Below are 22,637 nucleotides of genomic sequence, written 5' to 3' on the forward strand. Positions count from 1 at the left end.
AAACTAAACTAAACCAAACTGAACTGTACAAAATGAAAATTCAAAACGAAGAAGGGGGCTCTAAAAGAAAATTAACCCTTTTTGATGCTACTATGCTGGTAATGGGCTCCATGATTGGAAGCGGTATCTTTATTGTTAGTGCCGATATCATGCGAAACCTGGGGTCGGGATACTGGTTGATTGTTGTTTGGGTAATTACCGGGGTAATGACGGTTGCGGCAGCAATTTCTTATGGCGAACTTTCATCTATGTTTCCAAAAGCAGGCGGGCAATACACTTACCTGAAAGAGATTTTTGGTAAAATGATGGGCTTCCTTTATGGCTGGGGACTATTTACAGTTATTCAAACAGGTACTATTGCGGCTGTTGCTGTTGCTTTTGGTAAATTTACAGCCTATTTAATACCAGCCTTAAACGATGCTGCTCCAATTTTTCAAAGTGGCAGTTACAAAATTACCTGGATACAGATTTTGGCTATTGGTGTTATCCTGCTTTTAACTTATATAAATACTAAAGGTGTTGAAAGCGGTAAGTTATTGCAGAATGTTTTTACAGGATCCAAGATTATAGCTTTAATTGGCTTAATTATTTTGGGTTTTCTGCTGGTAAAGAATAATTTTTGGGCTAATAACATGAGTTTTGGATGGTCGGCCTTTAATAATCTCAAAACAGATCCCACTGGCAATTTCCTAAAATCAGGTTGGGAATCTATTTCGGGAATGACCATAGTAGGCGGAATTGCAGCTGCAATGGTAGGGTCGGTATTTTCGAGCGTAGCCTGGGAGAATGTAACCTTTGTTTCGGGTGAAATTGAAAATCCAAAGAAAAATGTAGTTCGCTCAATGGTTTTGGGTACTACTGCAGTAATGATCCTTTATTTATTGGTTAATTTTATATATCTCAATACCTTAAATAGAGATAGTATTGCTTTTGCGCTAAACGATAGGGTGGCTGTTGCGGCTTCTGAACAGATTTTTGGTAGCGGAATAGGTACCATTGTTATTGCAGTTTTAGTAATGATCTCTACTTTTGGTTGCGTTAATGGAATCGTATTGGCAGGTGCAAGGGTTTTTCAAAGCATGGCAGAAGATGGCATGTTTTTTAAAGCAGCACTTAAAAATAATAAAAATGGAGTTCCCGAAAAATCACTTTGGATGCAAGGTGTTTGGGCATCCGTTTTATGTTTAAGTGGGCAATACGGCAATCTATTAGACATGATTTCTTTTGTTATTGTACTATTTTATATGATTACGGTTGCTGGTGTAATTTACTTAAGGTTTAAAAAACCTAATTTAGAAAGACCTTACAAAACATGGTTATATCCGGTTACGCCAATCATTTATTTATTAATTGGTGCCGCATTTTGCACTTTGTTGCTTATTTATAAACAACAATATACCTGGCCGGGGCTGCTAATCGTATTATTGGGTGTTCCTGTTTATTTTTTCATAAATAAAAAAGAACAGCAAGGGTAGGTTTAAGCACATTATTCAGTATTAAACCTCGCAGTTATCAATCGCTGCGAGGTTTTTTTGTGCTATTTTTTTAAGAAAAGCCGATTCTGATGTCAATCGATACCGAAAACCCTGTTCTAACTTTGGTAAATCGAAGATTATAAATTAATGTAGCTGTAGGCGATGGCTTAATATTCATCCTTTTCACATCTTCCTTTTGCTAATCAGCATTATAAAACTAATTCCGTATTTTTGCAGCAAATGGGAACACAGGTAGATTTAGGTATAAAAGGATATAAAAATTACGGCACGCACTTACGTGAAAAGTATAAAGGGCAGCGCGTATTTAAAGTAATTGTAGATGGTGGCTTTACCTGCCCTAACCGGGATGGGAGCAAGGGCTATGGCGGTTGTACGTATTGCAATGTAGATTCATTTACGCCCGAGCCATCCAGAAAGAACCCAAATATCAAAGATCAGCTTGCTGAAGGTATGTTGAGGGCTAAAAATTCATATAGGGCAGATAAATATATTGTCTATTTTCAGCCGAATACCAATACCTATGCACCGGTACATTATTTAAAGATGATGTACGATGAGGCTTTATCTATCAATACCGAAGATATTGTAGGTTTTGCTGTGGGTACACGTCCCGATTGTATTGATGCAGAAAAAGTGGCTCTGCTTGAAAGTTATACCGATCGTTTTGATGTTGACCTTGAAATGGGTATGGAGTCTATTTACGATGAAACCCTCGATCAGATTAACAGGGGCTGTAGTCACGGCGAGTTTGTGGCGGCAGTCGAATTGTTGAAAGATAGTAAGCTTGATTTGTGCGTGCATACCATTTTTGGCTTCCCCTGGGAAACAAGGGAGCAAATGCGCGGGTATATACATGAAATTAACCGTTTCCCGCAGATTAAATTTGTTAAATTTCATCATTTACATGTGGTAGATGGTTCTATTATGGGGGCTAAGTACAAAAAAGAGCCTTTTAAGTTGTTTACACTCGAAGAATATACCGATTTACTTTGCGAGCTCATTCCTCTACTACGCCCGGACATTGTAATTCAGCGTCTTTTTGGTATTTCCGACTGGGATTTGCTAATTGCACCGAATTGGGGACTTAATAAATCGGCAATTCAGACTTATATGGATAAAGAAATCGAAAAACGTGGGGTTGTTCAGGGTTCTGAATATTTTGGTTAAAAACTGATATTTTTTACTAATTTTTATAAAAACACATGAAATTTCATGTGTTTTTTTGTTTTTGTATGATTTTTATTGCCGTTTTTGATTGTTTTTTGGTGTGAAACCTTTGTGTTTGGGTTATTTTGTGGTTTTGTTTTTATTAAAAACTCATATCTAAAAACCCTGTTTTTTTAACTATTTTCATTTTTGAGTTGTTTTTTTGTTGTGTTTTATAAAAATTACTAATTTTTATATGAAAAATTCAATTTTATGGTGTTAAAATTGCAATATGTCGTATTTTTATAAAAATAAATGACAACATTTTCAAATATTTAAATAGTACAAACAAATTAAACTAAAAACTATGAGTAGATTCTCCTTTAAACAGTATGCGCCTTTTGCGATCTTGATGATTGTCGCAATTTTAGCTCTATTTACTCCACTTCTACCTAATTTCGACGAAGGCAAGTACAGTGCGGCTGATATAGCTTTCATTTTAATTGCTGCTGCGCTTGTATTTTTAATGACACCAGGTCTGGCGTTTTTCTATGGCGGTATGGTTCATCGTAAAAACATACTTTCTACCATGATTAAAAGTGTGGTAGCTGCAGGTGTAATTACCGTTTTGTGGACAGTAGTTGGTTTTAGTTTAGCTTTCGGCGATACTATTGGTGGTTTCATTGGAAACCCTTCAACTTTTCTGTTCTTTAAAGGGGTTAACTCTGGTGCTCCTCATTTACAGGGCGCAACTTCTGACTTAACTATTCCACTTTCTTTATTTGCGGTTTTTCAGTTAATGTTTGCCATTATTACACCAGGTTTAGTCGTAGGTGCTGTTGCAGAACGTATCCGTTTTACTTCTTATATCCTGTTTATTGTATTGTTTGCCATATTCGTTTATTCTCCTTTGGCACACTGGACCTGGCATCCACAAGGTTTCTTATTTAAAATGGGTGTATTAGATTTTGCAGGTGGTACCGTAGTTCACATTTCTGCTGGTATGGCTGCTTTAGCTGGTGCATTGGTTTTAAAACGTAGAAAATCTCACTTAGAACACAAAGAAGTGCCGCCTGCTAATATTCCTTATGTATTAATTGGTACAGGTTTATTATGGTTCGGTTGGTTTGGTTTTAACGCAGGTTCGGCTTTAAGTGCTGGTAGCTTAGCTGTTTCAGCATTCTTAACTACCAATACTGCTGCAGGTGCTGCCGGTTTAGCCTGGATGTTCTTCGATGTAGCACGTGGTAAAAAACCTTCAGTATTGGGTTTCTGTATCGGTGCTGTAGTAGGTTTGGTAGCCATTACCCCGGGTGCAGGTTTCGTAAGCATTCCTTCAAGTATCTTTATTGGTGCAATAGCTGCTGTAATTTCTAACCTTGCGGTTTCATGGAAACAAAAAACAAGTTTAGATGATACTTTAGATGTTTTCCCTTGCCATGGTGTGGGTGGTATTGTTGGTATGTTGTTAACTGGTGTTTTTGCAACCAAAACAGTTAATGCTGCTGGCGCAGATGGTTTATTTTATGGTAACCCTGCTTTCTTCGTAACGCAGTTAAAAGGTGCTCTAATTGTAATCGCATTTAGTTTTATCGTATCATTCGTGATTTTCAAATTCGTAAACTTGATTAATCCAATCCGGGTTTCTGATGAAGAAGAAGAAATCGGTCTTGATGCATCTCAACATGATGAAAAATACTCACAAGGTACTTTGTTGGTTGAAGAAAGAGCCATCTATATCGAAAAAAACAGTCCGATAACCGAAGCAATCTCTTAAGGATTTTTAATATCTAAACTCAAAAATAAGCTCAAACATGAAGAAAATTTTAACCGCTATTTTCGCGATGGCCAGCGCAAGCTGTGCCCTGGCTCAGGAAACAACTACATCACCACTTGAAATTTCAGGGTCGGTTGATACCTATTTTAAATACGATTTTGCCAAAAAACCAAACAATATTACCACTTCTTTTGCCAGCGATCACAATTCGGTTTCATTAGGAATGATTGATATTGCATTGAAGAAGAAAACAGGTAAAGCATCGTTTGTTGGCGAACTTTCTTTCGGCCCAAGAGGTCAGTCGCAGTCAATTCCTGATGCAGCTGCCGGAGGTTCATCCTTCAACATTCAGAACTTATATGTAAACTACGATTTTACCGATAAGTTTTCGATGACAGCTGGTTACATGGGAACCTTTATAGGTTATGAATTGATTTCGCCGGTGGGTAACTTTAACTACTCTACTTCGTATTTATTTACGAATGGACCATTCCAGAATGCTGGTATTAAAGCCACATATAAATTCTCTGATAAAGTGAGTTTAATGGCTGGTGTATTTAACGACTGGAACCTTTACAGTGCAACCCGTGGTGTTTCTGCGGTTGGTGGCCAGTTAATGGTTGCCCCGGTTGAAGGCTGGACTGCTTATCTGAACGTACTATCGGGAGCAGGAGCAGGCGGTTATGGTACTATTGAAGATTTAACCACTTCTTACCAGATTACCGAAAAATTTAAATTAGGCTTAAACGCTGCCAATTATGATATCGATAACGATGGTGGTGGTTATGCTGGTGCAGCCCTTTACCCACAATATGCTGTTGCAGATGGTGTAATATTAGGTTTAAGAGGTGAGTACTTTAAGTATAAAAACGTAGGCGCTGTGCAAGGACTGAAATATACTGCTGTAACTTTTACCGCAAACATTAAATCTGGCGGTTTAACCTTCATTCCTGAGGTAAGATTAGACCACAGTGGTGATAAACCATTCTTTAAAGAAAGTGGCGCAGCAGCTCCAAACGCTGGCCAGTTCTCTTTAGCCGCAGTTTATGCGTTTTAAGAAATAAACAGATTAAATATTAAGCCGTCCCAATTAAAATCGGGGCGGCTTTTTAGTAACTTTACCTATTCAGATTATTTGTTTAACCCATTTGCATGAAATATATCTTTTTTATTGTACTCGCCACTTTTTCAATCAGGTTAGCTGCACAGCAAAAACAGTTTTCGAAAGATGATTCCGGAAAGTTTATTTTTTATCAGGTTGTCGATTCTCAAACTGTAGCCAAAGATACCTTGCTGCAAAGGGCTAAAGCTTTTGTGAACGTGCTGTACAAAAAAACAATGCATCAGGAAAGTGTTAACGATTCGTCGATTTCGGCCAAGGGCACAACGGTAATCGATAAAACCATACTGGTTGCCGGTCACCCGAGTGGCGAAGTAAGCTATCAGTTTGTTTGCGAAGTAAGAAATGGAAAGTACCGCTTTTGGTTAACAAATTTCGAGTTTATTCCATATCAGAGAGACCGGTACGGAAATTTTGTTGCAACAACCCAAATAGGTACTCCTTTAGAGCGTACACCGGGTAAGCTAAGCGCTGGTGCATGGAAAGATATTTTAAATAGTACTTACACCAAAATAGAGAAATTTGGCGCTGAATTTAAAAAGTTTATGGCTACCAACAGGGTGGCGGTACCAGCAAAAAAGAAACCTGAAACCATCTCCACTAAACAGTGGTAACAGCGGACGGGCAATTACAATTTGCCAAATAAACCAGCCACTTTCTGGTAACGGAACTTAAAAATTTCGTTTATTTTTTTGTTTACCATAAGCGCGTTGGCAATAGTTCCAATTGGCCCCCAGCCAATCCCGTAATGCAAAATATCGTGCATTAAAACCCCGTCTTCTATTTTTTCGAAATGATGCTGGTGATGCCAGAACGCAAATGGGCCAAAGCGCTGCTCATCTATAAAATAGGCCTGATCTTTTACATGTGTAATCTCAGTTACCCAGTTTAATTTAATGCCGGCTATTGGTGCAACTTTGTAGGTGATAATCAACCCGGGGTACATTTTGGTGCCTTCCATATTTGGCGAGGTTACATCGAAAGTCATATCGGTTGGCGTAATTTCTGCCAGGTTCATTGGTGAAGAAAAAAAGTCCCAGGCTGTGGCCAAATCAACAGGAAGTTTTTGCGTAAATTCTAATCTATAAGTCTTCAAGGCTTTTGTTTTAAAAAGACAACAGCAAAGATGCGGTTTTGTTAAGAACAAACAGATTTATTATTTCAGACCTTACAGGTTTTTAAAACCTGTAAGGTCTGATGTTTAGAAATTAATGCACCATTTTATCAGCACAGGTAGAGCTGGCAAATGCTTCTGGTTTGGCTTTAAAAATAAAGCCCATGCTTAAGATATAACCCATAGCATCGTTAAGTGCCTTGTTCGATTTAAATGATGGATTGGTATTGATATCGGCATGTACTTCCAGAGCTACATCATAAATATCAAGCAAATCGCAAATGGAGTAAGCCGTTTCAATCGATTTTTGAACCTCCATTAACATTCTTTCTTTAATACTTACCTGAGCCGAATTTTTTTCCTGGTGGATGTACATGAAACCGCCATGATGTTCTCTTAACAGCACAATTACTGTTGCAAAATCGGTTATAGCGCCTTTAACCTGCGAGTCGGTACCGATACAAACTTTTAGCTTAAAGCCATTTTCTGTTTCTCTGATAATTGCCTTTTCAATTTCTTCGAGGATCGAAGATTGGATCACTTCACCACTAAATTTTTTCCACGTCATACATTGTCGTTTTTGAGGTTAATAAATGGTAATCAGGTTTTTATTAAAAATAGCCGCTAAAAATTAAATATATGTTAAGGCTGGATTGTTTATTTGCTAACAAAAAGTTAGTTATCAACAAGTTAGTAAAAATAGTCCGTTTTGTGGCGCTAATTTTTGAAACAAATGCATATAAGAGTCGTTATATTTACATTAATCAACAACAATTCTTATATTATGAAAGCAGAATTAATTCAGGAATTACAGTTATTACAAAACAGCAGGGCCAATAAATTCGCAGATGAATTGACCGACAGGATTTTATCATCAGTTGATGCTGTTAACGAGAAACTGGCTTCATCGCTATCGCTGCGTGGGAGAATGCTGATGCTGTTAGATAAAAGATTAAATTTTGAGACACTCCGTAAACTGCGGACCAGATTTTTTAAGCGTTAAGCCCTAAGTTAGATTTAGCCATAAACAGAAATGCTTACCTTTATGGCCGAATGATAGCAAATGCCTTAAAAAAACTAAATATCACTGCACTAAACCAGATGCAGGAATCTGCTGTGCAGGCAGCCAAAACCGGGAAAGATGTGGTGTTAATTGCACCAACCGGTTCGGGGAAAACGCTGGCCTTTTTATTGCCTGTACTGGCCAATTTAAAGCAAGGTGTTAAAGGGGTGCAGGCATTGGTTTTGGTACCATCGCGCGAGCTGGCCTTGCAAATTGAACAGGTATTTAAGCAGATGGGTACATCTTTTAAAGTAAATTGCTGTTATGGCGGCCATGCTGTACGCGTAGAAAAGAACAATCTGGCACATCCGCCGGCGCTACTCATTGGTACCCCAGGCAGGATAGCTTATCACCTCGATAACCAGAATTTCGACGAATCTTTTATTGAAACACTCGTTTTAGATGAATTTGACAAGTCGCTCGAGTTTGGTTTCGAAAATGATATGTCGTACATCATCAGTTCATTATTGTCATTAAAGCAGCGCATGCTTACTTCGGCTACAAAGATGGAAGAAATTCCGGCCTTTGTTAAAATTAATGCACCTGCAGAAGTTGATTTTTCTAAAAACATAACTATTAAGCCAGCATTAAAGCTGAAGAAAATAACCGCACCAGCCGCCGATAAACTTGATTACCTGTTCAGGCTGCTGAGTAAAATAGGGAATAAAAACACACTCGTTTTTTGTAATCACCGCGAAACTGTAGACCGTATTAGCGATTTGTTGTTTGAACATGGCCTTGGTCACGATGTTTTTCATGGTGGTATGGAGCAGTTCGATCGCGAAAAAGCACTACTGAAATTCAGGAACGGAAGCCATAAAATTTTAATTACTACCGATCTTGCAGCCCGTGGTTTAGATATTCCGGAGGTTGAACATATTGTACATTACCAATTGCCTTACACCGAAGATGCTTATATTCACCGTAACGGTCGTACGGCGCGTATGCATGCAAAAGGAACGGCTTATGCCATTTTAACCAGCGAAGAAAACTACAAATACCTGCCCGACGATATAGAAGAAGAAGTTTTATCAGATCGTTACGACTTGCCTGAGGCGAGCGATTGGGTAACTTTATATCTTGCCCATGGTAAGAAGGATAAAATTAACAAGATTGATATTGTTGGCCTGTTTTTACATAAGGGAGATTTAACCAAAGATGATTTAGGTTTAATTGAAGTTAAAGACACCACAAGTTATATAGCGGTAAAACGAAGCAAGGTAGCCCAATTGTTAAAAAAGCTAAACGGCGAAAAAATTAAAGGAAAGAAACTTAAATTAGATATAGCGAGTTAGAAATGAGCTTGGGGTGGAAAGTTCGGAGTTGTGAGTTAAATCCTGCAATCTTAACTTTCCAACATTTAACATTTCAACCTTCCAGCATTACAACATCAATTCATTTTACAATACAAACCGCATGAGCAACAACGATATATTAAAAAAACTTAGAGTAGCCTTATCACTTAAAACAGAAGATATTATTACCATTTGTGATTTAGTGGGTTTTAAGGTAACTAAAGCGGAGTTGGGCGATATTTTCAGAAATGAAGACCACGAAAATTTTAAGCCCTGCGGCGATCAGATCCTGCGAAACTTTTTAAATGGTCTTGTAATTTATAAAAGAGGCCCTAGAGATGAAAAAAAGCAATAATTCCTGCTTTTTATTATTTTTTGTACTGCTTATTCTCTCTGTTAACGCGCGCGCTCAATCTAAAGTAACTGGTAGTGTAACTGATTCACTGAAAAAGCCCATAGAAGGGGTGAGTATCCAGATAATGACCGATAAGGATACCCTGCGTACAACTTCGGGTGCCAGGGGTGATTTTTCCTTTCATAAAGTAAACAGCAATAAGTTCTATCTTGTTGTGAAGGCTTTGGGCTATAAACCTTTTACTTCCGTTTACGAAATAGAACCATCTAAAAAAGGATCAGTTTTAGAGCCTATTACGCTTAAAACTGAAACCATTCGTTTGGAAGATGTAGAGGTTAAAGTAAAGGTAGATCCGATAAAAATTAAAAAAGATACCATCGAGTACAACGCAGGTGCCTACACTGTAAGGGAAAACGATAAGGTAGAAGACCTGCTGAAACAGCTGCAAGGTATTGAAGTTGATGAAAAAGGTGCCGTTACAGCTATGGGCAAAAAAATGACCAAACTGCGGGTAAATGGCGAGGATTTTTTTACCAGTAATGTAGAAGATTACATCAGGCAGTTACCAGCTGATATTATTGCCAAGCTGCAGGTAATAGACGATTATGGCGATGAAGCCAATTTTACAGGTATAAAAGTGGGTACCCCTCAAAAAATGTTAAACCTGGTTACCAAACCCGGGATGGACAAAGGTGTTTTTGGCGGGGTAAATGCATCATCAGCCACCAATAATGCACATAACCTGGGAACGACAGGAAGTATCTGGAAAAAAACAAAGCAAATTGGTTTTGGTGGTCGCTACGGATTAACCGATAATGAGTTTAGCAAGCTACATAATACCGGCTTAAACGGAAACATCAGAGATAAAATTTCTAAGGAGTTTAGTGTTAACGCCAATTACAATTTTAACAATAACCGCAATAATTCAATTCAGAGTACCTATCTCGAAACATTTAATCCGCAAGGAACCATTTATGATTTACGGGAGAGCGCCAATAATAGCAGTTCACTTAACAACAGCATAAACCTTGGACTAAACGGGGCTACTAAAAAGAACTATTTCAATGCAGCGCTTTCGGGATCGTTGGGCAGCAGTAAAAACAATGCTTTTTCAACTTCCGATAAAACAGGGATTATCAGGCAAGACCTTATTTCTAACTCCGGTTCGAGAAACAATAGCCCAAATATAGGTGGTAATATTAACTGGTCGCGGCGCTTATCGAACAACAGGCGATCGTTATCAATGGGTTTTAATTTTAGTACCAATGAGGGCAAATCAAACAGCAGTATTAACGATATTATTCGTTATTACAACGAAACAACCAATGTGCTGGTTAAAGATTCGCTGTTAAACCGCCTTGTTGAAAACGATACCCGTAGTTCCAATGTAGGAGGGAACATTCAGTTTTCCAATTCGTTAAAGCGGGCTAACGATAGTACAGGGTATAGTTTTATCAATTTATCGTACCGCTTTTCGGTAAGCAGGAGCCAGAATACCCAAAATACTACCGTTACCGATAAATTTGGAGCCAGCTTTCTGGTCGATTCGCTGGGACAGGATTACGTTTCGAATTTTATTAACCAGAACATTAGCATTGGGTTTAATACAAATGCGAAAAAGATCAGTTATAATTTCGGGTTAAATTTTTCGCCCAGCATTATTATCGGTAAATACCAGAATACAGGGCAGCAACTGCGCAATTATCAGTTAAATTTTTCGCCTTCCGGTAACCTCAGCTACCAGATTAAAGAAAACAGGAGCTTAAGTTTTGGTTATAATGGCTATACCAGTTCGCCAGATTTTAATAAGCTTCAGCCCATCCGCAACAATAACGATGTGCAAAACCTCATTATTGGAAATCCTGATTTGAAGGCCACTACAAGCCACTCGGCCGATCTTAGCTATAACCAGTTTGGTGCTAAATCTGGCTGGAGCATTATGGCGGGTTTATCGGGTTCTTTTGCATTTAACAGCGTGGTGAGCAATACCATTTTTTTAAGAGATACACTGAATAGTTTAAAACAGCAAACTACCTACGAAAATGTAAATGGCATTTATAATATTGGCGGCAATTACTCGCTAAACAAACGCCTAATGACCAATAAACTTTCATTGTCGTTAAATGGGAATGTAGCTTATAGTCACAATGTTTTTTACACGGATAATGTATTGAACAGGAGCAGCGGAATAAATCTCTCGAACGCTTTCAGGTTTAGCCTTAACGAGAAGAAATTTTCGGTAAATAGCAGTGTATCATATAGTTTTAGTTCGAATACCTATTCTATTTTGAACCAGAACATTAAAAATGTACAGGTTTTGGCCTTAAATGGTGGTGCAAGTTGGATTCCTAACAAACGTTTCAGGTTGAATGCCTCAGCCTCTAAAAGCCTTAATTTCGGCTATAATTTAAATGCCGGCAATCCGCTTTTGGTAAATATGGGCATGAATGCCAATTTCTTAAAAGATAACAGGCTTGGTTTTACAGTTCAGGCGAACGATCTTTTTAACCAGGGGGCACTTTTTCAAACCAGTATTACCAACAATTCCATCTCCGAGAACAGAACGCGGTTCATTAGCAGGTTTGTACAAGCCACTCTTACTTATAGCATCAGCAAATTTGGCGATAAAAGAATCAGGAGCAGAGTTAACAACTTTAATACGGGCGAATTGAACTAAAGCTGAAATTAAATTTTAGTTTAGCGCTTCTTTTAAACAGTCCCAAGCCTTATGAAGAGCTATATCCTATTTTTCCTTTTAGTGATTACCACAGGCGGCTTATCAGCGCAAAGTGTTGATGCCGATTCGTTAAAAACTAAACCGAAAAAAGAAAATTTTGCCGATGATTGGGCTGCCCTTACCAAGTATGAGAAAGAAAACGCGCTTTTGCCGCCCCGAAAGCGGAAGGAAAAAAGAGTTGTGTTTTTAGGGAGTTCGATTTTTGAATTCTGGAAACAAAAAGATCCGGGGTATTTTAACGATAAGCCTTACCTGGACAGGGGTATTAGCGGACAGATTTCGCCACAGCTATTAATCCGGTTTAGGCAGGATGTGATTAACCTTAAGCCAAAAGCTGTAATTATTTTAGCAGGAAGCAATGATATTGCTGGTAATACCGGCCATGTTACCAACCAAAAGATAATGGATAACATTAAAACCATGGCCGAGCTAGCCAAATTACACCGCATTAAAGTTATCCTTTGCAAATACCTTCCGGTTTACCAGTATCCATGGAATAAAAGCGTACATGCTGCCGAAGAAATTATGGCACTAAATGAGCTGATTGTGGCTTATGCCAAACAAAAACATTTTACCGTATTAGATTACTGGACACCGTTGGTTGACGAACGTAATGGCCAAAGGGCTGAGTTAACGGTTGATGGGGTGCATCCCAATTTGGCGGGTTATAAAATAATGGAAACCGTAACCGAAGCGGCGATTAAAAGAGCATTTAAGAGTCGGCATTAGTTTTACTGGGGAAACGAAACATGCGATGTTAATCTGAGCCTCCGTGGCAACCTGATAAATATTTTTGAAATAAACTTTCAATAATATTTGAAATTTCAGTAATATTGATTTATGTTTGAGTCATCAAAAGCGAGAAAGAAAAGCGGTTGAAACAGATAGGGGAAGTACCCCTAAATTTTTTGATCTATATTTTCAGTTTTTCCTGAAAGTTTAATTTATTGTTGGTGTCAAATCTGCTCATTATGGATTACAATATATTAGGATACAGCATTTTTATTTCGATTATCGTATTCATCATTGTGGTGGTGGGAAAAATCTGCTACCGTAACGGCAATGTTTTCGTAGCCGAACTGATACCAGATCATCTGGAGCTCTGCCAGCAAATTAATAAATCATTACTGGTGGCTTATTATCTGGTAAATATTGGCTACTGCAGTATGACACTGATTGGCTGGGAGACCATCACCTCATCGTTACAGCTTATTGAAATTATGTCCATAAAAGTGGCGACTATCATTTGCATCCTCTCGGTGCTTCATTACTTAAATATCTTTTTGCTCACCAATACCATTCATAAATTAATTAAATAACAATCTAAAAATCCGGATTATGGAAACGACAAAAATTTTAATCGGCTACGCAGTTTATTTACCTGTTGTACTTTTCTTAACTTTTTATGTTTCAAAAACGCTGTTTAAAAATAGTAAAGTGTACATGCTCGATATTTTTAAAGGCCGCGAAGAAATAGCTTTTGCAACCAATAAACTTTTTGAAACAGGTTTTTACCTGCTGAATATCGGTTTTGCACTTTTAATTATGAAAATTACAATCTACGAAAACGATTACCGCAATTTAATCGAAGCGCTAAGTTCTAAAATTGGGGGCTTTGCTATTTACCTTGGCATCATGCTGTTTATTAACCTGTATTTCTTTTTCAGAGGAAAACGAAAAGCGAAAGAAGCTCAAAGACTGGCTCCATTTACAGCATCTATGTAATGGCTATAAAGAAGTCAAGTTTTAAAACTTGACTTCTTCGGAAAATTTTTTATTAACGCCAGTTTCTCAAACAAAAAAGTCCCGATTTTGATCGGGACTTTTGCTTTAATTTAATTTTTTATATCTGATGCGTTTTGGTGTAACATCACCCAAACGTTTTTTGCGGTTTTCCTCATAGTCAGAGTAGTTACCTTCAAAGAAATACACTTCCGAGTTGCCTTCAAATGCCAGAATATGCGTACAAATCCGGTCTAAGAACCACCTGTCGTGACTGATTACTACCGCACAGCCGCCAAAGTTTTCTAAAGCTTCTTCGAGGGCGCGCAAAGTATTTACATCGATATCGTTGGTAGGCTCATCTAGTAAAAGTACGTTAGCACCTTTTTTAAGGGTAATGGCTAAATGGACACGGTTACGCTCTCCACCTGATAAAATACCTACTTTTTTCTGTTGATCGCCACCATTGAAATTGAATTTGGAAACATAGGCACGTCCATTAACTGCTTTGTTACCCAATTGAATGTTATCTAAACCATCGGTAATGTTCTCATAAACAGTTTTATCGGCATCTAAATCGTTGTGCATCTGATCTACATAACCCAGTTCAACCGTTTCGCCCACACGGAAAGTACCGGCATCGGCTTCTTCCTGCCCGGTAATTAAACGGAATAAAGTGGTTTTACCGGCGCCGTTCGGACCAATAATGCCTACAATACCTGCTGGCGGAAGCGAAAAATTCAGGTTATCGAACAGCACTTTATCACCATAAGCTTTGGTTACATTGGTCGCTTCGATTACTACATTACCCAAACGCGGTCCGGCAGGGATGAAAAGCTCCAGTTTATCTTCTCTTTCTCTGCCATCTTCTGATGCTAGTTTATCGTAGTTGGCAATACGTGCTTTTGATTTGGCGTGACGTGCTTTTGGTGCCATACGTACCCACTCCAGCTCGCGTTCTAGTGTTTTCTGGCGTTTGCTTTCGGTTTTCTCTTCCTGGGCCAAACGTTTCGCTTTCTGGTCTAACCAGCTGCTGTAATTTCCTTTCCAAGGAATACCTTCACCACGATCTAACTCTAAAATCCATCCGGCCACATTATCTAGGAAGTACCTGTCGTGGGTAACCGCAATAACGGTTCCTTCGTAATTTTGTAAGAACTGTTCTAACCAATCGATACTTTCAGCGTCCAAGTGGTTGGTAGGCTCATCCAATAACAATACATCAGGGTGTTGCAACAGCAAGCGGCACATGGCCACACGACGGCGTTCACCACCTGATAGCACACCAATTTTAGTATCTGGATCAGGGCAGCGCAAAGCATCCATGGCCCTTTCTAATTTCGAATCAATTTCCCAGGCACCTAAAGCATCGATTTTGTCCTGAAGCTGGCCTTGTCTGGCCATCAGTTTATCCATCGCGTCCGGATCAGAATAATTTTCTTCCAAACCAAAGGCTTCGTTTACTTCTTCGTATTCTTTTAAAATAGCAGTAACTTCTGCAACACCTTCCTCTACCACTTCGCGAACGGTTTTTTCGGGATCAAGAATTGGCTCTTGAGCTAAATAACCTACAGAATAACCTGGCGAGAAAACAACTTCACCCTGGTATGATTTATCTAAACCAGCAATGATTTTTAAAAGTGACGATTTACCAGAACCGTTTAAACCAATTACACCAATTTTGGCGCCGTAAAAGAAAGAAAGATAAATATTTTTTAAAACCTGTTTTTGTGGAGGGTAAATTTTATTTACACCCGCCATTGAAAAAATGATTTTCTCGTCTGACATAGTATTTATATGATTTTAATAATGTTTAAACTTTGTATTTTATAAAAAGAGGTTATTTAGATTTAAGACCAGCTTTGCCATTTTCAATGGCTTAGGATCAAATCGCTACAAAGATAGAAACAACAAGGCTATTCCAAAGGGCTTTATTGGTAAACTTAATAAAGTAGTATTAAAAGAAAAACAGGGTTCCCGCGGTACGTGGAAACCCTGTTTTTAATAAGTTAGAAATTCGCCTTAAAAGGCAATATTTTAGTGTTTTTATTTGCGGTATAAAGGACAACGTTTTAGCAGGTATTCTAAAGGGCTGCTGTACGAACCATCGGTATTAGAGAAAAATGCTTTGTGGTTTTGGTTGTAAATACTGGCATTGTTATCCATATAAATGTGAAGGCCAACACTTACATCATAGCGCTGCGCCGCACTGCTATAACTCGAACTCGAAGTTGAGCCACCCCTAATTTTATCATTGTCGTTTCTTTTGATTTTGGTATTGGAATTATCACTGGTAGAACTGGTTTGGTAACCTTTATTTTGGGTAATGCTGCCATCAATAATATATTCTACTCCTAAGGCATCGCAAATATCTTTCATCGAAAACCCCCTGATTTTTTCTTTGGTAATGCCCGCCTGTATTAATTTAGCATTGGTAGTGCGCGGATCTAATATGGTGTAACCTGCGGAATGTTGAGACAGGATGCTGTACGTATCTTCCTGTGCTTTATAGCCCACTTCATCGGCACCAGGCTGGTTATCCATTAGAAATGTAAAAGGTAAAATAGCAATTTTGTTATGATGATCGGCAGGTGTTGCGTTCATGGTTACCTGATCTTTTTGACGGTCTTGCGCCGGAAGGCTAGCCTGGCTAAAAACTTCGGTACGGCCACTGGCATAGGTTACTTTCTGGATGTCAGATTTTTTGATTGAATACTCGAGGGTTTCGCCGGCATAAACAAAAGAAATATCAGTATCGGTAATCCGGGTTACTTTTCCCTTCATTTCTTCTCCGTTGGTTTTTTGAATAATGTCTACCCTGGTAGTTTTAGTTTGTGCAACAACATTGAACGAGAGCAATATCGCTAAAATAAATAAATGTATTTTTTTCATGTTAATAGGTTTATGACCCAAATATAATTATAACATGCCTGAATTTTTAGGGGTTGTGATGAAAATCAAGTCAATTCTGTAGTGAAATTTCAAAATGCAGGTACTTAAAACTAATTGATATAATTTTGTATTATTGATATTAATTACGCCGCTTATGAAAATCAAAAAACTGTTGCTTCTCTTCTTTATGTTACCGTTTGTCTTAAACATGGCCCGGGCACAAAATAAGGATAGCGTAAATATCCTTAAGCCTGCTGATAGTTTGAAACGGAGCTTTGTAGAGCGGATGCAGGATTTTGCCAAAAGTTCGGCTAAAAAAAGCAAGGCTGAATTAGCAGCAGATAAAGCAACAATCGATCAGATTAGGATATTTGAACAAGCCAGGAAAGCCATACAAAAGGCCAAAAACTACCTGAACAACGGTTTAGATACGCCGGGAATAAAAACCCAATTGAGAGAGATAGATGATGATTTTGCGCGGGCGAGTGATGGGGTGTTTATAAATAAGGGTACATCACAAACTTTTCGCAACCTAACGGCAACTTCCAAAATATTAACCGAACTGCTTAATAAAGCGAGTGCCCGAAAACTCAGCTTGGATGCCAGTCAGCAACAACTCAATAATTTTCGTTATCAGCTGGATTCTTTGTCGAGCGAACCTGCGCTTTTTAAGTTTCCGCAAGATTCGGTTTCATTAATGAAATACCTGCAGAAGGTTGTGCTTGTAGCTAAAGAGATTAAGCCGGTTGATAGTATGCTTAAAATTGCGAATGCCAATATTCAAAATTTATTAGCGCAGGTAAATGTTACCGTTTTTAAATTACAAAACCATTTAGAAGAAATAGCAGCCTATCAGGAAGAAATGGCAGGCAATAGTTTTAAACGTGAATTTGGTAATATTTTAGGACCGGAAGGACATTATCGACCGTTTGGCGAAATACTGACCCACTCCTGGGTCAAAGGGGTAATGACCCTAGGCTTTTATGCCGAAAATAATTATGGAAAATTACTGACACTGATGCTGCTGGTTTTTTTATCGTGCACTTATCTTAAATCACTTAAAAGTATTTATATCGAATCGAATTTGTTGCGCCCGGATATGGACGGTCAACTGGTAATCAGGTATCCGTTTTTATCGGCATTGCTAATTGTTACCAGCATATTTCAGTTCATTTTCAGGTCACCACCCTTTATTCTCAATGTCATATTCTGGATAACTTCCTGTCTGTCCTTAAGTATCATTTTCAGAAAGTTCATCAATAAGTACTGGATGAATGTGTGGATAACCATGGTTATACTTTTTATGCTCGCTGCGGTTGATAATCTGGTATTGCAGGCCTCACGAACAGAAAGGTGGCAGATTTTGATTATTTCTTGTGCCGGAGTAATTTTTGGTTTGTTTACTTTGTTAAGGGGTAAAAGGGATACGCTAAGAGAGAAATGGATTGTATATTCGATTGGTTTTATGGTAGTGTTAGAGGCATTCTCGATGCTTGCGAATATATTGGGCAGATATAATCTGGCTAAAACACTTTTTATAAGCGGTTACCTAAATGTGGTGGTAGCAATACTTTTCCTCTGGACGGTTAGGCTAATTAACGAAGGACTGTTTTTAGCTTTCAACATCTACTCGGGGCAAGATAAAAAGCTGTTTTACCTCAATTTTTCTAAAGTAGGTAAACGGGCACCGCTATTGTTTTATGGATTGCTTGTAGCAGGCTGGCTGGTACTTTTCGGTCGTAATTTTCCGGCCTATAACTATTTCTCGAAACCATTAAAAGAGTTCTTTAGCAATGATAGAACCATAGGCGATTATACTTTTAGTATCAATACGGTTTTATTGTTTATCGTAATTATCGTAATCTCATTAATTGTTTCGAAGGTCGTATCGTTTTTTGCTACCGATAAACATTTAGAGCATAAAGACGATCAAAAAAGCTATGGCATAGGCAGCTGGTTGCTTTTGGTTCGTATTGCCATTCTGGCCGTTGGCCTGTTTTTGGCCATTGCAGCTGCAGGTATACCGGTAGATCGGATTACGATTATCCTGGGCGCCTTGGGTGTGGGTATTGGTTTTGGTTTACAGACTTTGGTAAACAATCTGGTGAGCGGGTTAATTATTGCCTTCGAAAAACCGGTAAATGTTGGCGATATTGTGGATGTTGACGGCCAGGGTGGCACCATGAAATCGATTGGGTTTAGAAGTAGTGTAATTTCGACCTGGGATGGTGCCGACGTGGTAATGCCCAATGGCGATTTGCTAAACGCACACCTTATCAACTGGTCGTTGGGCGGAAACCGTAAACGGGTATCCATAATTGTTGGCGTTGCCTATCAAACTGATCTTGAAAAAACCAGAAAGGTTTTAATGCAGGTATTGGGAGACGAAGAGCGCATTGCCAAAAATCCGGGGCCGCTGGTGCAGTTTGAACAGTTTGCCAGTAGTGCCATTGATATTAGAATTTATTTTTGGACTAAGCACATTGGTCAGGCAAATTCAACTAAAAGCGATCTTATTGTTGCCATTAACGAGGCTTTCAAAGCTAATGATATCAGTATTCCTTTTCAGCAGCAAGAAATTACGGTACGCTATCCTAAAGAAGAATAGCAGGAGTGTTTGGACCAGGCTAAATTTGTATGAATTTAAGGTTGATGAACCAGTTTCTAACTTTGTTTTAATTTAATTATCAGCAAATTTTCATAATACCATCTGATTGATAACTTGATGAATAAATGTTTTACTTTTAAAACACGGATTAATTCTTAGTAGATACCGTAAACGTTAGTAAATTTAAAAAGCTTTTCAGGATTGAAAGGCTTTTTTACTTAATGGTACGCTTAAGTTTTGGCCCTGTTTTCTGAAAACAAAAACAACCTAATTAAGGTTATTGCCGTATAGTAATTAACGCAACAATACAATGGCAGCATTAGCTTGTTGATTTTTATCTAATGAAAATGTTAAATGATGGCATGATACTTTTAATTTTCTGTCAAAACTTGTAAATTGCCTATATAAATAGATACATTTTGTCAGTTTTTAAGTGAGGAAAAATACTTACAATAAACCGACAATAAAATTATTTTTAGCGTATGTTTTTGGCAAAACCCGCTTTAAAACCTTTATTGCACTTATTACGTAGATAAATACAAATAAAATAATATTTATCGAAACGACATTCTTACATTGATTTTAAGCCTTTCAGGCGTTTAAAGGCCGCTTTATCCACCCGTATGGCGCAATTGTTGATAAAATAAAGAAAACAGCACCTACTCTTTTTATAATTTATTTTATAGTTTAGGGACGTAGCTGTTAAGAAAGGTATTATGGAAGCAAAATTTTCACCACAGGTTAAAGATGTAATCTCTTTTAGTAGGGAGGAAGCGCTCCGCTTAGGGCACGATTACATCGGAACCGAGCATTTATTATTAGGCCTCATCCGCGAAGGCGATGGTATGGCAATAAAAATTTTACGATCGTTAGGAGTTGATACTGGTAAATTGCGCCGCTCAATTGAAGATGCCGTTCGCGGTACATCGAGTGTTACAGTAAACTTAGGCAATATTCCGTTGACGAAACAGGCCGAAAAAGTTTTAAAGATTACTTACTTAGAAGCTAAAATATTTAAAAGCGATTTAATTGGCACCGAACATTTATTGCTATCGGTTTTGAGAGATGATGATAACATTGCCTCACAAATCTTGTTACAGTATGGCGTTACTTATGATGTTTTTAAACAAGAGGTAGAAGTAAATAAGAACGGATTCAGAGACGATATTTCGAACAGTGCCTCTACAGGTGGTGATGATGATTATCGCGAAGAAGAAAGCTTTAGTACACCTAAAAAGGTTTCAGATATAAAATCGAAAACTCCGGTTTTAGATAATTTCGGTCGAGATTTAACCAAGGCAGCAGAAGAAGGTCGCTTAGACCCGATTGTTGGCCGCGAGAAAGAAATTGAACGCGTATCACAGATTTTATCTCGTAGAAAAAAGAACAACCCGATTTTGATTGGAGAACCGGGCGTTGGTAAATCGGCAATTGCAGAAGGTTTGGCCTTACGTATTGTACAACGTAAAGTTTCGCGTGTGCTATTTGGCAAACGTGTAGTTACTTTAGATTTAGCTTCGCTGGTGGCCGGTACAAAATACCGTGGTCAGTTCGAAGAGCGTATGAAAGCCGTGATGAACGAGCTTGAAAAATCTACTGATGTAATTTTATTTATTGATGAGATTCATACCATTGTTGGCGCAGGAGGTGCATCGGGTTCGCTTGATGCTTCAAACATGTTTAAACCAGCTTTGGCCAGGGGTGAAATTCAATGTATTGGTGCCACTACTTTAGATGAGTACCGTCAGTACATTGAAAAAGATGGTGCTTTAGACCGTCGTTTCCAAAAAGTGATGGTTGAGCCAGCAACTCCTGATGAAACTGTAGAGATTTTAACCCGTATTAAAGATAAGTATGAAGAGCATCACGGTGTAACTTATACAGACGAGGCAATTCAGGCCTGTGTTACTTTAACATCGCGTTATATTTCTGACCGTTTCTTGCCTGATAAAGCTATTGATGCTTTGGATGAGGCAGGATCGAGAGTTCACTTAACCAACATCCATGTTCCTCAAAACATTATTGATATCGAAGCTAAAATTGAAGATATCAAGTTAGAGAAAAACAAGGTTGTTCGCAGTCAGAAATACGAAGAAGCTGCGAAGCTCCGCGATACAGAGAAAAATTTAATTGAAGAATTAGATAAAGCCAAAGCAGAGTGGGAAGCTGAAACCAAAACCAAACGTTACGAAGTATCAGAAGATAATGTAGCAGAGGTGGTAGCCATGATGACAGGTATTCCGGTGCAACGTGTTGGCCAAACCGATAGCCAAAAGCTATTGAATATGTACGACAAAGTGGCCGAGAAAATTATCGGCCAAGATGATGCGATTAAGAAATTAACCAAAGCCATCCAACGTACAAGAGCCGGATTAAAAGATCCTAAAAAACCAATTGGTTCGTTTATTTTCTTAGGTCCAACTGGTGTAGGTAAAACAGAATTGGCAAAAGAACTGGCCCGTTTCATGTTTGATAGCGACGATTCGCTGATTCAGATTGACATGAGCGAGTACATGGAGAAATTTGCAGTATCGCGTTTAGTAGGAGCGCCTCCGGGATATGTAGGTTATGAAGAAGGTGGACAGTTAACTGAAAAAGTTAGAAGAAAACCTTATGCGGTAATCTTATTGGATGAGATTGAAAAAGCACATCCTGATGTATTCAATATCTTATTGCAGGTTTTAGACGAAGGACAATTAACCGATAGCTTAGGCCGTAAAGTTGATTTTAGAAATACGATCATCATCATGACTTCTAACATTGGCGCACGCCAGTTGAAAGATTTCGGTCAGGGGGTTGGTTTCTCTACTTCGGCAAAAAACAATCAGGCCGAATCGCACAGCCGCGGTGTAATTGAAAGTGCTTTAAAACGCGCTTTTGCACCAGAGTTTTTAAACCGCGTTGATGATGTGGTTGTATTCAATAGCTTAGGTAAAGAAGAAATCTTCAAAATTATCGATATCGAATTAAAAGCTTTATTCGGTCGTGTACATACTTTAGGTTATGATATTGCTTTAACCGAAAATGCAAAAGAATACATTGCTGAGAAAGGTTTTGATAGTAATTTTGGTGCCCGTCCTTTAAAAAGGGCTATCCAGAAATACCTTGAAGATCCGATCGCAGAAGAAATCCTTAAAGGCGAATTAACCGAAGGAGATGTTTTAGAAATTGATTATGATAAAACAACAGATCTGATTTCGGTAAATCACAAAAAAGGCGAAAAGAAGAAAGAACAATCAGCAGAAGAAGATTCATCTGCTAAATAACTCAAAACTCCCGATGGAAATCGGGAGTTTTTTGTTGTGTGCCAGG

Annotated in this window: 18 protein-coding genes; 14 read left to right on the plus strand and 4 right to left on the minus strand. The window is 38.3% G+C overall.

Annotated elements, in window-relative coordinates; all coding sequences use genetic code 11:
* Positions 1–32: 32 nt before the first annotated feature.
* The 5 genes from DBR40_RS09745 to DBR40_RS09765 all read left to right on the plus strand — a co-directional run bounded on the left by DBR40_RS09745 (position 33) and on the right by DBR40_RS09765 (position 6,153).
* Entirely contained in the window at positions 33–1,475 is a 1,443-nt protein-coding gene (locus DBR40_RS09745; RefSeq protein WP_124559560.1) for an APC family permease, read from the plus strand.
* Positions 1,476–1,715: 240 nt separating this feature from the next.
* Positions 1,716–2,663 (plus strand): TIGR01212 family radical SAM protein, encoded by a 948-nt coding sequence (locus tag DBR40_RS09750; protein ID WP_124559561.1) that lies wholly within the window; start codon positions 1,716–1,718, stop codon positions 2,661–2,663.
* 346 nt (positions 2,664–3,009) lie between these two features.
* Positions 3,010–4,419 carry an ammonium transporter gene (locus DBR40_RS09755; RefSeq protein ID WP_124559562.1) on the plus strand — a complete coding sequence of 470 codons (1,410 nt, stop codon included), beginning with the start codon at positions 3,010–3,012 and terminating at the stop codon, positions 4,417–4,419.
* A 37-nt stretch (positions 4,420–4,456) separates the two neighbouring features.
* Positions 4,457–5,476: a porin gene (locus DBR40_RS09760; RefSeq protein ID WP_124559563.1), complete on the plus strand. Its 1,020-nt coding sequence runs from the start codon at positions 4,457–4,459 to the stop codon at positions 5,474–5,476.
* 95 nt (positions 5,477–5,571) lie between these two features.
* Positions 5,572–6,153: a DUF4468 domain-containing protein gene (locus DBR40_RS09765; protein WP_124559564.1), complete on the plus strand. Its 582-nt coding sequence runs from the start codon at positions 5,572–5,574 to the stop codon at positions 6,151–6,153.
* 14 nt (positions 6,154–6,167) lie between these two features.
* Here the strand turns inward: DBR40_RS09765 and DBR40_RS09770 are convergent, their stop codons facing one another.
* Both DBR40_RS09770 and DBR40_RS09775 read right to left on the minus strand, forming a co-directional pair.
* The gene (locus tag DBR40_RS09770) at positions 6,168–6,635 is read right to left on the minus strand and encodes an SRPBCC family protein (RefSeq protein WP_233603844.1); all 468 of its coding nucleotides are present in this window, start codon (positions 6,633–6,635) and stop codon (positions 6,168–6,170) included.
* Between the two features lie 112 nt (positions 6,636–6,747).
* The gene (locus DBR40_RS09775) at positions 6,748–7,221 is read right to left on the minus strand and encodes a ribonuclease H-like YkuK family protein (protein ID WP_124559565.1); all 474 of its coding nucleotides are present in this window, start codon (positions 7,219–7,221) and stop codon (positions 6,748–6,750) included.
* Between the two features lie 216 nt (positions 7,222–7,437).
* On the opposite strand from DBR40_RS09775, the gene DBR40_RS09780 reads away from it, so the two are divergent.
* From DBR40_RS09780 to DBR40_RS09810, 7 genes are all read left to right on the plus strand, one after another.
* Entirely contained in the window at positions 7,438–7,656 is a 219-nt protein-coding gene (locus DBR40_RS09780; RefSeq protein WP_124559566.1) for a hypothetical protein, read from the plus strand.
* A 50-nt stretch (positions 7,657–7,706) separates the two neighbouring features.
* Complete coding sequence (locus DBR40_RS09785) at positions 7,707–9,011, plus strand: DEAD/DEAH box helicase (RefSeq protein WP_124559567.1); 1,305 nt, start codon at positions 7,707–7,709, stop codon at positions 9,009–9,011.
* A 121-nt stretch (positions 9,012–9,132) separates the two neighbouring features.
* Entirely contained in the window at positions 9,133–9,366 is a 234-nt protein-coding gene (locus DBR40_RS09790; RefSeq protein ID WP_029274124.1) for a DUF1456 family protein, read from the plus strand.
* Complete coding sequence (locus DBR40_RS09795; protein ID WP_124559568.1) at positions 9,350–12,043, plus strand: TonB-dependent receptor domain-containing protein; 2,694 nt, start codon at positions 9,350–9,352, stop codon at positions 12,041–12,043. The genes DBR40_RS09790 and DBR40_RS09795 overlap by 17 nt, the downstream gene beginning before the upstream one ends.
* Positions 12,044–12,094: 51 nt before the next feature.
* On the plus strand, positions 12,095–12,832 hold the full coding sequence (locus DBR40_RS09800) for a GDSL-type esterase/lipase family protein (protein ID WP_124559569.1): 738 nt from the start codon (positions 12,095–12,097) through the stop codon (positions 12,830–12,832).
* A 242-nt stretch (positions 12,833–13,074) separates the two neighbouring features.
* Positions 13,075–13,422, plus strand: a complete 348-nt coding sequence (locus tag DBR40_RS09805; protein ID WP_124559570.1) for a hypothetical protein — start codon at positions 13,075–13,077, stop codon at positions 13,420–13,422.
* Between the two features lie 19 nt (positions 13,423–13,441).
* Positions 13,442–13,828, plus strand: a complete 387-nt coding sequence (locus DBR40_RS09810) for a hypothetical protein (RefSeq protein ID WP_124559571.1) — start codon at positions 13,442–13,444, stop codon at positions 13,826–13,828.
* Positions 13,829–13,933: 105 nt separating this feature from the next.
* Here the strand turns inward: DBR40_RS09810 and ettA are convergent, their stop codons facing one another.
* Positions 13,934–15,613 (minus strand): energy-dependent translational throttle protein EttA, encoded by a 1,680-nt coding sequence (gene ettA / locus DBR40_RS09815; protein ID WP_124559572.1) that lies wholly within the window; start codon positions 15,611–15,613, stop codon positions 13,934–13,936.
* Positions 15,614–15,871: 258 nt separating this feature from the next.
* Positions 15,872–16,717 (minus strand): hypothetical protein, encoded by an 846-nt coding sequence (locus DBR40_RS09820; RefSeq protein WP_124559573.1) that lies wholly within the window; start codon positions 16,715–16,717, stop codon positions 15,872–15,874.
* 154 nt (positions 16,718–16,871) lie between these two features.
* Between DBR40_RS09820 and DBR40_RS09825 the strand changes: the two genes are divergently transcribed.
* Complete coding sequence (locus DBR40_RS09825) at positions 16,872–19,325, plus strand: mechanosensitive ion channel family protein (protein ID WP_233603845.1); 2,454 nt, start codon at positions 16,872–16,874, stop codon at positions 19,323–19,325.
* A gap of 716 nt (positions 19,326–20,041) precedes the next feature.
* A complete protein-coding gene (locus tag DBR40_RS09830; RefSeq protein ID WP_124559574.1) occupies positions 20,042–22,591 on the plus strand; it encodes an ATP-dependent Clp protease ATP-binding subunit in 2,550 nt (849 codons plus the stop codon).
* Positions 22,592–22,637: the final 46 nt, after the last annotated feature.

Origin of the sequence: Pedobacter sp. KBW01, assembly GCF_003852395.1 — a bacterium.
Classification (GTDB): Bacteria; Bacteroidota; Bacteroidia; order Sphingobacteriales; family Sphingobacteriaceae; genus Pedobacter.